At 70.0% G+C, this 14377-nt stretch carries 12 protein-coding genes and 2 pseudogenes; 3 read left to right on the top strand and 11 right to left on the bottom strand.

Annotation, left to right across the window (positions count from 1 at the left end; genetic code table 11):
* Window positions 1-159 precede the first annotated feature (159 nt).
* The 5 genes and pseudogenes from AB0N07_RS39530 to AB0N07_RS39510 all read right to left on the bottom strand — a co-directional run.
* Entirely contained in the window at window positions 160-468 is a 309-nt protein-coding gene (locus tag AB0N07_RS39530) for an SCO5918 family protein (RefSeq protein ID WP_037684319.1), read from the bottom strand.
* Window positions 469-518: 50 nt separating this feature from the next.
* Window positions 519-923, bottom strand: a complete 405-nt coding sequence (locus tag AB0N07_RS39525; protein ID WP_365843765.1) for a CBS domain-containing protein — start codon at window positions 921-923, stop codon at window positions 519-521.
* A 46-nt stretch (window positions 924-969) separates the two neighbouring features.
* A complete protein-coding gene (locus tag AB0N07_RS39520) occupies window positions 970-2460 on the bottom strand; it encodes a DEAD/DEAH box helicase (protein WP_365843763.1) in 1491 nt (496 codons plus the stop codon).
* Between the two features lie 344 nt (window positions 2461-2804).
* Window positions 2805-3008 (bottom strand): cold-shock protein, encoded by a 204-nt coding sequence (locus AB0N07_RS39515; RefSeq protein WP_003973099.1) that lies wholly within the window; start codon window positions 3006-3008, stop codon window positions 2805-2807.
* Between the two features lie 509 nt (window positions 3009-3517).
* Window positions 3518-3721: pseudogene (locus tag AB0N07_RS39510) on the bottom strand (DUF5994 family protein); the annotation flags it as partial.
* Window positions 3722-3974: 253 nt separating this feature from the next.
* On the opposite strand from AB0N07_RS39510, the gene AB0N07_RS39505 reads away from it, so the two are divergent.
* Complete coding sequence (locus AB0N07_RS39505) at window positions 3975-4226, top strand: hypothetical protein (protein ID WP_365843761.1); 252 nt, start codon at window positions 3975-3977, stop codon at window positions 4224-4226.
* 1081 nt (window positions 4227-5307) lie between these two features.
* On the opposite strand, the pseudogene AB0N07_RS39500 reads toward AB0N07_RS39505, so the two are convergent.
* Window positions 5308-5472: pseudogene (locus AB0N07_RS39500) on the bottom strand (pirin family protein); the annotation flags it as partial.
* A gap of 564 nt (window positions 5473-6036) precedes the next feature.
* Here AB0N07_RS39500 and AB0N07_RS39495 point away from each other — a divergent pair.
* Window positions 6037-7422 carry an MFS transporter gene (locus tag AB0N07_RS39495; protein WP_365843759.1) on the top strand — a complete coding sequence of 462 codons (1386 nt, stop codon included), beginning with the start codon at window positions 6037-6039 and terminating at the stop codon, window positions 7420-7422.
* A gap of 39 nt (window positions 7423-7461) precedes the next feature.
* Here the strand turns inward: AB0N07_RS39495 and AB0N07_RS39490 are convergent, their stop codons facing one another.
* From AB0N07_RS39490 to lnt, 4 genes are all read right to left on the bottom strand, one after another.
* Complete coding sequence (locus AB0N07_RS39490; protein WP_365843757.1) at window positions 7462-9411, bottom strand: GAF domain-containing protein; 1950 nt, start codon at window positions 9409-9411, stop codon at window positions 7462-7464.
* A 76-nt stretch (window positions 9412-9487) separates the two neighbouring features.
* Window positions 9488-10288, bottom strand: coding sequence for a 3-hydroxybutyrate dehydrogenase (locus AB0N07_RS39485; protein ID WP_365843755.1), 801 nt, complete (start codon window positions 10286-10288; stop codon window positions 9488-9490).
* A 54-nt stretch (window positions 10289-10342) separates the two neighbouring features.
* Entirely contained in the window at window positions 10343-10822 is a 480-nt protein-coding gene (locus AB0N07_RS39480; RefSeq protein ID WP_365843753.1) for an NUDIX domain-containing protein, read from the bottom strand.
* Between the two features lie 68 nt (window positions 10823-10890).
* Complete coding sequence (gene lnt, locus AB0N07_RS39475) at window positions 10891-12501, bottom strand: apolipoprotein N-acyltransferase (protein WP_365843751.1); 1611 nt, start codon at window positions 12499-12501, stop codon at window positions 10891-10893.
* Between the two features lie 244 nt (window positions 12502-12745).
* Here lnt and AB0N07_RS39470 point away from each other — a divergent pair, with 244 nt between their 5' ends.
* Entirely contained in the window at window positions 12746-13813 is a 1068-nt protein-coding gene (locus AB0N07_RS39470) for an O-antigen ligase family protein (RefSeq protein ID WP_365843749.1), read from the top strand.
* A 9-nt stretch (window positions 13814-13822) separates the two neighbouring features.
* Here the strand turns inward: AB0N07_RS39470 and AB0N07_RS39465 are convergent, their stop codons facing one another.
* The gene (locus AB0N07_RS39465; RefSeq protein WP_365843747.1) at window positions 13823-14368 is read right to left on the bottom strand and encodes a hypothetical protein; all 546 of its coding nucleotides are present in this window, start codon (window positions 14366-14368) and stop codon (window positions 13823-13825) included.
* Between the last annotated feature and the right edge of the window lie 9 nt (window positions 14369-14377).

Raw genomic sequence — 14377 nt, 5'->3', positions numbered from 1 at the left:
TGCACGCCGCCGGGCCCGCCCCCCGTCCCCACCGCCCTTGCCGCCGCAACCCTCAGGGCCACGGGGGCCGCCACCGCGCCCCCGGGGGTGGGGCCGCCCCCGGGGACCGGCTGGCCCCCACACTGGTGCTCAGGTGTCGGCTCGTGTCTGTTTACCCGATCAGACCGTGACGGGGGTGCCGAGCATCGCGGAAGCGTGCTGCATCGGGCTGAGAATGCCCAGGGGCGCTGCCTTGGGAACGACGCGGCAGGTGAAACCGAGCTGAGCCATGGCCCGCAGGACTTCGGCGGCGCTGAAGTCACGACGGTCCTGGCGCGTGATGACCTGGCCGACCTGCTTGACGGGGTAGTGGCGACGGCCGATGATCACCGATTCTCCGGCGACCGGTTCGGGCTTGATGCCCTTCATCGATTCCAGCACTCCGCCCTTGGTGAGCTCGAAGGGGAAGCGGGCGATGACGCAGCGCATGTGACCTCACAGAGAGAAGAGAAGAACGGTCCGACCGGGGGCCAGGTGTTTCAGCGGGAGAGGGCGAGGATGCCCAGGGCGCTGCCTCGCTCGTCGACCACCGGCAGGACACCCAGCCGACGGGTGCGCATCGCGTGCTCGGCTTCGGCCATCGTGGTCACGGGTGAGGCCAACGAACCGTGGTCGCCGAGGATGTCGCGCAGGCGGACACGGTCCGTGTAGTCGGAGCTGTCGCGGACGGCGGCGAGTTCGGCATGGGTGACCAGGCCGGTGCACTGGCCGTCCTGGTCGCAGATGACCAGCTGGCCCGTGCGTGCGGCGGCCATGACGGCCAGCGCCACCTCGACGCTCATGTCGTCACAGACCTGCGGTCCGGCCGCGTCCATGGCCTCCAGCGCTGTCCCGTGCGCGGGGTCGGCGTCCGCCGTGCGGGACTCTGTCTGAACCAGCGTCAAAGCGTGCCTCCTGCAGAGATGGGCCGGCTTCCTGATCACTAAAGGTCTAGGCCACCGCGCCGAAGCCGGACTGGCGTCCGGGGGTGCGCCTGGTCGCCGAGGCGGGGCGGCGGCGACCTCGGGAGGTGGCGCTGCGCTTGGGGCGTTCGACCACCGGTGCGGTGATGACGACCGGGATGCCGGACGGTGCCTGGGCTCCGGTGATCCGGCTCAGGGCCTCGTCTCCCGAGCGGACCTGGGTGGTCTGCGGCCGGATTCCGGCGTCCGACATCAGACGGACCATGCCACGGCGCTGGTTCGGCGTGACCAGGGTCACGACACTGCCGGACTCGCCGGCGCGGGCGGTACGGCCGCCACGGTGGAGGTAGTCCTTGTGGTCGGTCGGCGGATCGACGTTGACGACCAGGTCAAGGTTGTCGACGTGGATTCCGCGCGCCGCGACGTTGGTCGCCACCAGCACGGTGACGTGCCCCGTCTTGAACTGCGCCAGCGTGCGGGTGCGCTGGGGCTGCGACTTGCCGCCGTGCAGCGCGGCGGCCCGTACCCCGCTGTTGAGCAGGTCCTGGGTCAGCCGGTCGACGGCGTGCTTGGTGTCCAGGAACATGATCACGCGGCCGTCGCGGGCGGCGATCTCGGTCGTGGCGGCGTGCTTGTCGGCGCCGTGGACGTGCAGGACGTGGTGCTCCATCGTCGTGACCGCACCGGCCGACGGGTCGACGGAGTGCACGACGGGGTCGGTCAGGTAGCGGCGTACCAACAGGTCGACGTTGCGGTCCAGGGTGGCGGAGAACAGCATGCGCTGCCCCTCCGGGCACACCTGGTCGAGCAGCGCTGTGACCTGGGGCATGAAGCCCATGTCGGCCATCTGGTCGGCCTCGTCCAGCACGGTGACGTCCACGTGGTTCAGCCGACAGTCGCCGCGGTCGATGAGGTCCTTGAGCCGTCCCGGTGTCGCGACGACGATCTCGCTGCCGGTGCGCAGTGCGCCGGCCTGTCGGCCGATGGACATGCCGCCCACCACCGTGGCCAGCCGCAGCCGCACGGAGCGGGCGTACGGGGTCAGCGCGTCGGTCACCTGCTGTGCCAGCTCACGCGTCGGGACAAGGATCAGCCCCAGCGGCTGACGGGGCTCAGCACGCTGCCCAGCGGTACGCGCGAGCAGGGCAAGGCCGAAGGCCAGGGTCTTGCCGGACCCGGTGCGGCCGCGGCCCAGGACGTCACGGCCCGCAAGGGAGTTCGGCAGCGTCGCGCCCTGAATCGGGAACGGTGCCGTCACACCTTGCCTGCCGAGTTCGGCCAGCAACTGCTCAGGCATGTCGAGATCGGCGAAGCCATCAACGGCGGGCAGCGCGGGGGTGATCGTCCTGGGCAGCGCAAACTCACCTTGCACGGCGGACCGACGGCCGTAACCGCCGGAGCGTACGGGCCCCCCGGTACGACGCGGTGCCCGCGAGCCATGGCCGCTGGCGCCCCTTCCGGCGTCGGCACGGCCGTCACGGGAGCGGGCGGGGCGGTCGTTCGTGTACGTGCGGTTCATGCGGAACCTTCCTCGATGTGGCACATATCAAGGAATTCCCGCCACGATGAATGGCATGGAGAATTACAAGTATGGACCGGTGACAAAAGAAAGCAGATCTGGCCGGCGGAAAAATCTGTGGGCACAGGTGCTGAAATGGGTGACGCGATGGGGACCTTGAGATCCGGGCGCCCGCTGCGATGCAGCGCCTCAGGACGCGCCTGCACCCTGGGGAGGAACCGCTTGTCGTGGTACTGCGGGTTCCTCCGGGTCGTCCCGCGGGTGAAAGCCCCTGCGGGATACGCGTGCAGCTGGGGCCCGCACCCCGAGGGATGCGGGCCCCAGCTACGGATTGCGCGTGAGCGTCAGGCCGGAACGATGTTCTCGGCCGTCGGGCCCTTCTGGCCCTGCGCGATGTCGAAGTTCACCTTCTGGCCCTCGAGCAGCTCACGAAAGCCCTGCGCGGCGATGTTCGAGTAGTGGGCGAACACGTCGGCGCCGCCACCGTCCTGCTCGATGAAGCCGAAGCCCTTTTCCGCGTTGAACCACTTCACGGTACCAGCAGCCATGTCATATCTCCTTCGGGGCAGTCATCGGCGTCCGCACTGCGCGGACGCCGTGTCGCCGCGATGATTACCCCGCCCGGAAATGACCGGAAATACAAAAGTGCTCCCGATCGGCAGAAGCGTGGCGGGGGCACTTGAAGTTTTGGGAACCACAACTGCAACTGGGATCTACAGTAGCACGCCGGAAGGTTCCGTGTGCGTTGGGTAATTCCACTCTGCTCGTCGCGGCAAAAACTCCTGCTGCGTGGTCCGTAAAACTCTGCCCTCTCGGGCACAGATATTGATTCACTCGGAGTGCAACGTCTCATGAAAAGTCGCCAACGACACCAGGGCTCCCAGGGGCGCGACGACGTACGCGGCCATCCGTAAAACGCCGCTTGCCTCCCGTCCTCGCTTGCCTGCCATGGGGGGATCGCTCGTCGGGACGGCGGTCATCGGATCCACCTCACCGTGGCCATCCCGGCACCCGCACCGGACCGGACCATCCCGAGGACCGCGGCGGCTGATCGCTCTCACATCTCCGGCGCTGCCCGGTCGGTGCCGGTGCCGATGAGGATCTGATCGGCCTGCGTAACGTTGCCGGCGCGGACGGCCTCGGCCATCGCGGCGCGCGCAGCCTCGGGCGTCGCGTGCGGTGGGACCACGAGCAGGGAGAAGAGATCCTGCTCGCCACGGGTGATGAGGACGGTGTCGTCGCCGACCGGGAAGGAGTCGATGGGTTTCAGGGCCTGGTGGACGCCGTCCGGCAGGAGCCTGGTCACACCCGGGAGCCGGAGTCGGACATCGCACTCGCCTGCCTGCCTGCCTGCCTGCCTGCCTGTAAGGAAAACAGAGTGACTTCCTTGCTTCACGGTACTCCGCGGCCCACGTCGGCCGGGAAGCTCGCCGGTCACACCCGAGGGCCACGGGGCATGCCGGAGTAGAGTGAAAGATCGGTCCGCTCATCTGTGCCCGAACAACGAGGTCGCCATGCAGCCCACGGAAATACCCCCGGACGGGCACGCCGAGGTACGTATCGTCGCGGCCTCCCCCGAGGTCGCCCGTCGCGTCGCGGAGGTTCTCCGCCAGTGCTTCGCCGCCTCCGAGCAGCGCAGCTATCCGGCGGACAGCCAGGGAGGGACCCGCCTCCAGCTCACCGTGGACACCACCCACCCGGCAGGACCGGCACGGTCCTGGCTGGAGACGAGCCGCTCCTCGGAGGACGACCGCCGACGGAAGTGAGCCGACGTCCAGGAGCGGTCCGTTCGGCCTCTTCGGGGAGTGGCGTGAACTCATCACCGGGCGGCTGGCCTCGCGCAGAGGTGCAGAGATCCGGAGACAGGTTTCGCGCGATGTCCGCTACCACCCCTCATCCCCGCTACGGGCCGTTCCCTTCAGGGTAGACGCGTAGGCGAGTGCAATCGCAAAGTAGGCGCACCCCGAAAGCGTCACAGGAACACGGACCGCATGAGGCGCCGACCGCATCGTGCCCGACAGCCCAGCCGATCTCACGACGAAGCCGCACCGGAGCGCTCCGGTGCGGCTTCGTCGTCTCACGGCTCCGCGCAGAGGTCCCGTCAGGATGGACCCCGGCGGGGCCGCACCGTATCACCCGTCTATCACACAGCCCTCACCAACTGGGCGGCCCCTCACGGACCAGGAGGCCCTGCCTGGGATTTCATGCCCGTGCTGGACTGGCGTAGACGTCCCTGGACGGTCTCTACAACCTGTGCCATGTGGGACCGCGGCCCACTCGCCAGCACCACGTACCACTCATCAAGATCCGGACCAGGTGCGGACCGAATCAACCTGGCACTGGGCGTTTCCACTCTTTGCCGCAGGTCAGGAGCGAGGTCAGACGTGTACCACCAGCAGACGAAGAACCTGCTAGCCACTCTCCTGCGCAGCACCTTTCAGATCGGACGCAAGCGGCGCTGGCGAAAGACTGCGGCGGCATCGGAATCTTGTGGAATCTCCACAAGGCGGCAGTGATAGCGCCGCCGTCCCACCGCCACGTCCGACTCGACCGCCAGCCAGGTCAGCATCGGTCCGGACGCCACCGAACCTGCAAACGCCTCCGCAAGCCCCGGAGCGTGGAAAAGAGCCGCCCGCCCGGGCCTGACGAAGCGTCAGCAAAGTCAGCACTAGGTCAGTAAGAGTCCTGCCACAGCCGCCCACAGACAGCCACACTGTGGAATCGCCAACCGCACCGGCCGGAGCCAGCCGGCTGTCCAGACGCCTCCCGGCAAGCAGGTGGTAGACAGCGAGAATTACCCGACCGGCTTGCGCGCTGCGACCACCAACACTGACGCGTTTCGGCAGGTCAGCGCACCCTTCCCCGCGGCTTCAACGGCACCGGCGGCAGTTCCGGTGCGGGCAGTGGCGCCCCGTCATACCCCTTCACCATCCCGAACCTCGCCCCTTCCATCCAGTCCTGACGTGCCTGCACGATCTCTTCCTGGGAGCGTCCGATCCAGTTCCAGAACAAGTGGAGCAGGCTTGGATGGGCGAGCACGGCAATCTCCCAGTCCCGTACGGCGCTTTTGTGTGTGAGTCGGCACGGTCGAAACGACGTTGCCGAACCGATAGCAGCTGACGGTCACGGCACCAGAGCTGTTACCAGCCCCAGTGAGCGCGGCAGGCTGTTTCAATCACGCCCCCGTACGGCGATTGCCCGTGGGGCCTCGCATCGTCCTGAAGAACGTGGCCATCATCCACCTCGCCCACATCCCCGGGCTCGACTCCCCGCAGGACCAGAAGGCAACTTCTGCCCGATCAGTCCCAGATGGCGGAGTTCAACGCAGCGTAGTCAGCACCAAACCAGCACGGGAGTCAGCACCGCACTGTCAAATCACCCCGAATTACGCGTCCCGGACGGCGCTCACTTCGACCACCTTCGAGCCCCTGAACGGACTGCTGTGAGCTGACATGGTGGGCACAGGCATAGCCAGCCCTCGAACTATGTTGCCCCGCCACATGTGCGCCTGACCTGCATGTTTCTACCGTGTGCGAACACCCACCCGTCCCCACCGCACACGAGGAAGTGGCGTCCATGGCCTCCGCACCCACCGCTCCCCCACCCCCCGCCAGCCTCAAACGCATCGTCACAGCCAGCCTCATCGGCACCACCATCGAGTGGTACGACTTCTTCCTCTACGGTTCCGCCGCCGCGCTCGTCTTCAACAAGCTGTTCTTCCCGGACTCCGACCCCCTGGTCGGCACGCTCCTCTCCTTCCTGACGTACGCCGTCGGATTCGCCGCCCGCCCGCTGGGCGCTCTCGTCTTCGGACACTACGGCGACCGGATCGGACGCAAGAAGCTGCTGGTCCTGAGTCTCCTGCTCATGGGCGGGGCGACGTTCGCGATCGGGTTGCTGCCGACGCACGCAAGCGTCGGAGCCGCGGCACCCGTGCTGCTGACAACTCTGCGTCTGATTCAGGGCTTTGCGCTGGGCGGCGAGTGGGGCGGGGCCGTGTTGCTGGTGTCCGAGCACGGGGATGCCCGGCGGCGCGGTTTCTGGGCCTCCTGGCCGCAGACCGGCGCGCCCGCGGGGCAGTTGCTCGCCACCGGCGTGCTGTCCCTGCTGACGGCCGTGCTGTCGGACGACGCCTTCGGGTCCTGGGGCTGGCGGATCCCGTTCCTGCTCTCCGGTGTGCTGGTGATCGTCGGTTTGTGGATTCGTCTGTCTGTCGATGAATCACCGGTGTTCCAGCAGGCGTTGGCTCAGGCCGAGGCCCGCAAGGCCGACCGCAGTGCGGAGGCGGAGAAGCTGCCGCTGGTGTCCGTGCTGCGCCACCACTGGCGGGACGTGCTGGTCGCGATGGGCGCGCGCATGGCGGAGAACATCAGCTACTACGTCATCACCGCCTTCATCCTCGTCTACGCAACCACCTCGGCCGGCGTCTCCAAGCAGACCGCCCTCAACGCCGTACTGATCGCATCGGCCGTGCACTTCGCGGTCATCCCGGCCTGGGGCGCGCTGTCGGACCGGGTCGGACGGCGTCCGGTGTATCTGCTGGGTGCGGTCGGTGTCGGGCTGTGGATGTTCCCGTTCTTCTCCCTCATCGACACCGGCGGCTTCGGCAATCTGATCCTCGCGGTCACCGTGGGTCTGGTGCTGCACGGCGCGATGTACGCGCCCCAAGCCGCCTTCTTCTCCGAGATGTTCGCGACCCGGATGCGTTACTCGGGCGCCTCGATCGGCGCCCAGTTCGCCTCGGTCGCCGCGGGCGCCCCGGCACCCCTGATCGCCACCGCACTGCTGGAGGACTACGGCAGCTCCACCCCGATCGCCCTGTACGTCATCGCCGCGGCCGTTCTGACGGTCCTCGCGGTGGCGGTCGCCAAGGAGACCCGTCAGCGGGACCTGTCCGACGTCGCACCGTCCGCGGGCGCGCAGCCTGCGACCGCCCCGGCGGCGGACGCCCGCACCGTATGACCCACCGTCAGCCTGCCCCCGTACGCCTCGCGTACGGGGTCATTGCTGTGCGCCTGACGACAACCGGTGCAGCCGCAGGGCGAGTTGGATCTCCAGGGCGCGGTCGGGCTCCTGCCAGTCGTCGCCCAGGAGGCGGGCGACGCGCTCCAGGCGCTGCGCCACCGTGTTGACGTGGACGTGCAGTTCGTCCTTGGTGCGGGCCGGGCTCGTGCCACAGGTGAAGTAGGCGTCGAGGGTGTGCACTAGGTCGGTGCCGCGTCGTTCGTCGTAGGCGACGACCTGCCCGATGGTGCGGTCGACGAAGCCGGCGATGTCCCGGTCCCCGGCGAGGAGCAGACCGAGGAAGCCGAAATCCTCGGCCGCGGCCCCCTCGCCTGAGCGGCCGAGCAGGCGCAGGGCGTCCAGGCAGCGTCGGCCCTCGGCGTAGGCGGCGGCCGCGGTGTCGGGATGGGCGGCGAGGTCCCGTACGGGGGCGGAGGCCCCGACGGTGACCGCCTCGTGGACTGCCGTGCCCAGTTGGCGGGCGGTGCGGCGGGCCATGTCGGTGGCGGTGTCGCCGGGGACCAGCGGCAGCAGCAGGACGGTGCCGCCGTCGCGGGCGGCGGCCAGTCCGTGCCGGGTCGCGGCGAGGTGGGAGGCGGCCGACCACAGGCGGCGGCGGGCGGCCGCCTCCTGGTCGACGTCGGGGGCGGTGCCGTCGAGTCGGGCGGCGAGCACCACGTGAGTGGCGTCGAGGTCGGCGTGCAGCCGGGACGCGCGCTCGCGCAGCAGGCGCGGGTCGCGATCGCGGGCGTCGAGGAGGTCGTCCAACAGCTCGCCGCGGACGCGCTGTTCGGCCTCGGCGGCCGAGCGTCTGGCGAGCAGCAGCAGCGAGGTGACCATCGCAGCCCGTTCCAGGGTGAGTTGGTCGACGGGGTCGAGACCGGGGTGGCCGCGCAGCACGAGCGCGCCGAGAAGTTCGCCTCCGGCGGCCACGGCGGCGATCCAGTCGTCCTCGTGCCGTACGGCGTGCCCTTCGGCCCGGGATGCCTCCAGGGGTGTTGCCGACGCGTCGCCCGCCTCGGTGAACTCGACCGTTCCGTCGAGGACTTGGGAGACGGCAGCGGCCACGTCGTGGACACCGCCGCCGCGCAGCACCAGCTCAGCAAGCCGGTCGTGGACGTCGGAGGCGCGCTCGATGACGGCGCTGCGGTCGCGGATGATCTCGTTGGCGCGCTCCAGGCCGGCCAGGGCCGAGCGGGTCTCGGTGAGGAGGTTGGCGGTGTCGATGGCGGCCGCGGCCAGTGCGGCGAACGAGCCGAGCAGCGCGATCTGTTCCCTTTCGAAGACCCGGGCGCGCCGGTCGGCCGCGAACAGGACACCGATGACGTGGTGGCCCAGCATCAGCGGCACGCCGAGGATGGCGACCAGTCCCTCGTCGCGCACACCGGAATCGATGGCGTGCGTGTGCTGGAAGCGGTCGTCGTTGAAGTAGTCGTCGGTGACGTACGGGCGGGCCGTCTGGGCCACGAGGCCGCCGAGTCCCTCCCCCATGCCGAGGCGCAGCTGCTGGAAGCGGGCGGCGACCGAGCCCTCGGTCACCCGCATGTAGGTGTCGCCGCGCTCCGGGTCGTTCAGGCTGAGGTAGGCGACGTCGGTGCCGAGCAGGGAGCGGGCGCGCTGCACGATCGCCTGCAGTACGGCGTCCAGGTCCCGCAGGCCCGCGAGGTCGTGGGCGGTCTCGAAGAGCGCGGACAGTTCGGCCTCGCGACGGCGGCGCCCCTCCAGTTCCGCGCGCACGCGCAGCGCGAGCAGCTTGGCCTGCTCAAGCGCGGTGATCGCCTCGGCAGGCCGTCCCTCGGCGCGAGCCAGCAGCACCGGCTGCTCGTAGGCGTCGGCGGACGCACCCCTGGCCAGCAGCTCAAGGAACGGCGCCTCGGCGCCGGTGAGGGCCGCAGCTGCGGCTTCGGCGGCGGTGCGCTCGGCAGACTGCACGTGATCGCGGGACATGCCCACAGGATTACTCATTGCGAGGCCGCCCGGTCAGCCCTGTGGATAACTTGCCGATGCACTGGTACCTGCCCGGTCAGTGCGCGGTCCAGCCGCCGTCGAGGACGAGCGAGGTGCCGGTCACGAAGGAGGCCTGCGGGCTGCACAGATAGGCCACGGCCTCGGCGACCTCCTCCGGTTCGATGAGCCGTTTGACGGCGCTGTCCTGCAGCAGCACCTCCGCCAGTACGCGCTCGGGGGGGATGCCGTGCGCCTGCGCCTGGTCGGCGAGCTGCTTCTCGACGAGGGGGGTGCGCACATAGGCAGGGTTCACACAGTTCGAGGTGACGCCGTGGGATGCGCCTTCGAGGGCGGCGGTCTTGGACAGGCCCTCCAGACCGTGTTTGGCGGCAACATAGGCCGACTTGTAGGCCGAGGCGCGCAGTCCGTGGACGGAGGACACGTTGACGATGCGGCCCCATCCCTGGCCGTACATGTGGGGCAGCGCTCCGCGGATGAGGCGGAAGGGTGCCTCCAGCATCACGGTGAGCACCGTATGGAAGACCTCGGGCGGAAACTCCTCGATGGGGCGCACCAGCTGCAGCCCCGCGTTGTTGATCAGCACGTCGGTGCCTGCGGAGGCCAGTTCGGCGGCGTCCAGGTCGGTGAGGTCGAGGACGTGCGGTTCGACCGTGCCCGCGAGTCCCCGGGCCTGCTCGGCCAGCGCCTCCAGTCCCTCGACGTCCCGGTCGACCGCTCTCACCTTGGCCCCGGCGGCCGCGAGGCGCAGCGCACAGGCGCCGCCGATGCCACCGGCGGCGCCGGTGACGAGGGCGGTGCGGCCGCCGAGGTCGAGGGACGAGGCGTGGGGAGCCGGGAGGGCGCTGGGCGGGGTCATGTCTCGACCCTAAGCAGCATCCCCGCCTTCCCACATGTGCTTACCACCCATACTTCACTCGGAACTCATGGGCTCGAACCATGTGGGTTCGTCGGAGAGGGCCTGCTTGATCCGGAAGTGGTGGTAGTCGGTCATCTCAGGCAGCTCGTCCAGCGCGAACCAGCCGACCGCCAGGGACTCGTCGTCGTTCACCCGGGCCTCGCCGTCGATGGCGCGGCAGCGGAAGCACAGGTCCATGAACTGGCAGATGTCGCCGTTGGGGTAGGTGACCTGCCGTCCGGACCGGACCGTGATCAGCCGCTCGACGGCGACCCGGACGCCGGTCTCCTCCTGCACCTCGCGCACGAGGGCGGCGGCGGGTTGCTCACCAGGGTCCGGGATGCCGGAGATCAGCGCCCACCGGTGGTTGTCCGCCCGCTGCCCGAGCAGGACTCTGCCCTGGTCGTCGAAGACGACGGCGCTCACGCCGGGAAGCCAGAGCAGCTGGTGGCCTGCGGAGGCCCGGATCTCACGGATGAAGTCAGGAGTTGGCATGACACCGACCCTACGGGGCCGGTGTCCCGGTCCCGGCGCACTTCATGGGGCGTGTGCCGGGCGTACGGCTACACGTTCCGGGCGCGCCGCCCGCGCAGACCGGCGCCGATCGCCCAGCCGAGTCCGCCCGCCGCGACCAGCACGAGGGCGATCTCCGGCAGGATGCCCACCCGCGTGGCGGGCGTCTGAGAGGAGCGCAGCGGCACCTTCTGCACCAGGTGGGCGTGGACGAACATGCCGGTCTTCTGGGTGATCTTCCCGTCCGGCATGATGACCGCGCTGACGCCGCTGGTGACCGGCACGGTGACGGTCCGGCTGTGTTCGACGGCGCGGACGCGGGACATGGCGAGCTGCTGGTAGGTCATCTCGCTGCGGTCGAAGGTCGCGTTGTTGCTCGGCACGGAGATCAGCTGCGCCCCGTCGGTGACCTCGGAGCGCACGGCCCAGTCGAAGGCGGCCTCGTAGCAGGTGACCAGGCCGACCTTGGCGTGGTCCATGCTGAACACGCCCGGCTTGGTGCCGCGGCTGAAGTCCTGGCGGACCATCGAGGTCCAGTTGCTGTTGATCGCGCCGATGAGGGAGCGCAGCGGCAGGTACTCGCCGAACGGCTGGATCTGCCGCTTGTCATAGGTGTCGGTGGGGCCCTTCTCGGGGTCCCACAGGATCTGCTCGTTCCACAGCTTGCCGTCCCGCGCGACGACGCCTCCGACCGAGATGGGCACACCGATCGCCTTGGCCGCGCTGTCGATGACGGCGTACGCGTCGGCGTTGGCGAAGGGGTCGACGTCCGAGGAGTTCTCCGGCCAGAGCACGAAGTCGGGCTTGGGCGTCTTGCCGGCCTTGACCTCGGCGGCCAGGCGCATCGTCTCGCGCGCGTGGTTGTCGAGCACGGCGCGCCGCTGGGCGTTGAACTCCAGTCCGGAGCGCGGCACATTGCCCTGGATGAGGGCGACGGTCGCATAGCCGTCCTCGGCCTTGTCGCTGACCAGCGAGCGGGCGGCGACCGCGGTGACCACCGGGACGGCCACGCTCAGCAGGGCGACGGCCGCGGCCGACCGCTGGACGGCCCGGGTGCGCCGCACATCCAGGGCCAGGCGCACGACCTCGTAGAGGCCGAAGCCGCACAGGACGACCGCGAAGCCGAGGACCGGGGTGCCGCCGAGCGCTGCCAGCGGCAGGAAGACGCCGTCGGCCTGACCGAATGCGATCTTGCCCCAGGGGAAGCCGTTGAACGGTACGCGCGCGCGTGCCGCCTCGCCGGCTATCCATACCGCTGCCGCCCACACCGGCCACGCGGGCAGCTTCGACACCACGGCGACACCCGCGCCGACCAGCGCGACGAAGACCGCTTCGATCGCCACCAGTGCCAGCCAGGGCACGGGGCCGACCTCCACGCCGGTCCACACCAGCAGCGGCAGCAGGAAGCCGAGGCCGAAGAGGTAGCCGAGGCCGAGGCCCGCCTTCCAGGTGCGGCCGCGCAGCACCCAGCCGAAGACGGCGAAGGCCGGAACGGCCAGCCACCACAGGGTGCGGGGCGGGAAACTGACGTAGAGCAGCACTCCGGAGAGCGCCGCGGCGAGGGCCGGAACGAAGCGTACGAGGCGCGCCGCGCGCGATGCGGGCGCGCCCTGCGGCTGCAACTGGTCCGACTCGTCCACGGAGGTTGCGGTGACGGTCACTCCGGGAGTGTACGGCGCGTGACCTTGACACCGACAGCACGGTCCACGGGGCGGCACGGGGCGCGGTCTGCACGGGAGCCGTATCGTTCCTGCGCAACTCGGTCCAAGTCATCCACAAAACGTCCATCAGCGGTTACGGTGTGGCCAGCCACAGTCGCGCGGCCGGTCACGGCCTCGGCGGCCTGGGTCGTTCGAGGTCGGGGGGCTTCGGTCCGGTTCGGGGGGCGGGGTGGGTTCCACAAGGATGACGTCTGCAGCCGGTCCGGGGGCGGTCGGCGAGAGACGAAACGTTTCCGACGCGGTGGGTGTGGTGGTGCTCGGGGCGTGCGCCACCTGGTCCCTGGTCACGGCGACCGTGCATGACGGCCGTCCGGAGGGTGTGCTGCTCGCGGTGCTGGCCGTGGCGGCCGGATATGCCGCGGGGCGGATCTGCGGGGCGTTGCTGCCGGTGGCCGCGCCGTGTGCCGAGGCGCTGGCCGGGCTGGGCCTGGCGGTGGCCGTGCCGCACCTCGCCCCGGGGCCGCAGATCGTGGAACCGCTCGGACACGCCGGTGCCACGGCCGCGCTGCTGACCCTGTGCGTGGGCGCTGCGTGCTGCGCGGCCTGGGCCGCCGACTCGCCGGCCGGGCGGTTCGCCATGGGCGCGCTGGCGGTCGGCATCACCGTGACCGCGGCCTTCCTGGGGTCGATCAGCGGTTTCGTCGTCTGTTCCGCCGTGTTGCTGTGCTCGTTGGCTGCCGGCCGCATGCACAGCCGTGGGGCGGGCATCGCCGGACTCGCCCTGGCCGCGGCCCTGGTCACCGGTCTTACCTGGGCCGTCGCGGGAAATTCGCTGCCCGAGGGACTGACCACGTCCTTGGACGGCCCGCTCACCCAGCACCGGGTCCAGCTGTGGCAGGACGCCCTGCACATGGCGCACCGCAACGCAGCACTGGGCGTGGGCCCGGAGCGTTTCGGTGAACTGAGTACGACGGCGACCCGGACCCTGTTCTCGGACGGCAAGCCGCACTCGGCGCTGCTGCAGCAGGCCTCGGAGCAGGGCGTCGTCGGAGTGGTCCTGCTGGGAGCGTCCTTCTGCTGGGTGCTGCATGGGCTGTGGTGCTCTCCGCGGCCCACGCCGGTGGTGCTCACTGCGGGGGCGGCCCTGACGGGACTCGCGGCGATAGCCGCGGTGGGCAACGCGCTCAGCTTCACCGCCGTGTCGGTCGGCGCGGGCCTTCTTGCAGGCCTGGCCACGGCCCGGCCGCTCGCCGACGAGCCGCCTCAGCGGGAGGTGGCCGTACGACCGCGCCGTGACCGGCTCACACCGTGACGGGGCTGCTCAGTGCAGGGCGCCGGTCGTTCCCGGACGCAGCCGGTCCTTGATGACCCGCACCGCGGCCTCGGCGTTGTCCACGGTGACCGTGAACGTGTGCCCGTCCCACAGGCGCAGCACGACGCCCTCGCCGCGCCGCACGACGACCGCGGTGCCCTTTTCGGGACGCCAGCGGTAGCCCCAGCCGCCCCAGTGGCGCGGGTTGACGTGCTCCTCGAATTCGGCGCCGGCGACATGGGAGAGCGGAATGCGGCGGCGCGGCACCCCGATGTGGCCGCAGCGCACCTCAAGGCACTCCGAGTCGAGCTTCAGATCGACGTGCAGGAACGCGAGCGTGCCGAAGAGGACCAGCAGTCCGGCGGCGATGCAGCCGACGACGGCCATGACGAGCGGGGCGATGCCCGACGTCCAGGCGGAGTCGACGGCCAGCTCGATGCCTAGCGCCATGACGGCCGCACCGGCCAGCGCCGGCAGCCACTGGACCCGCTTGGTGGCGTGTCCGGTCCAGACGTCGGGGTGCTTGGCCTTCTCGCCGTGGGGATGGTCCCTCATGGCTACGAG

Origin of the sequence: Streptomyces sp. NPDC051172, assembly GCF_040682555.1 — a bacterium.
Classification (GTDB): Bacteria; Actinomycetota; Actinomycetes; order Streptomycetales; family Streptomycetaceae; genus Streptomyces.
This window is presented reverse-complemented; position numbering and strand designations above follow the sequence as displayed.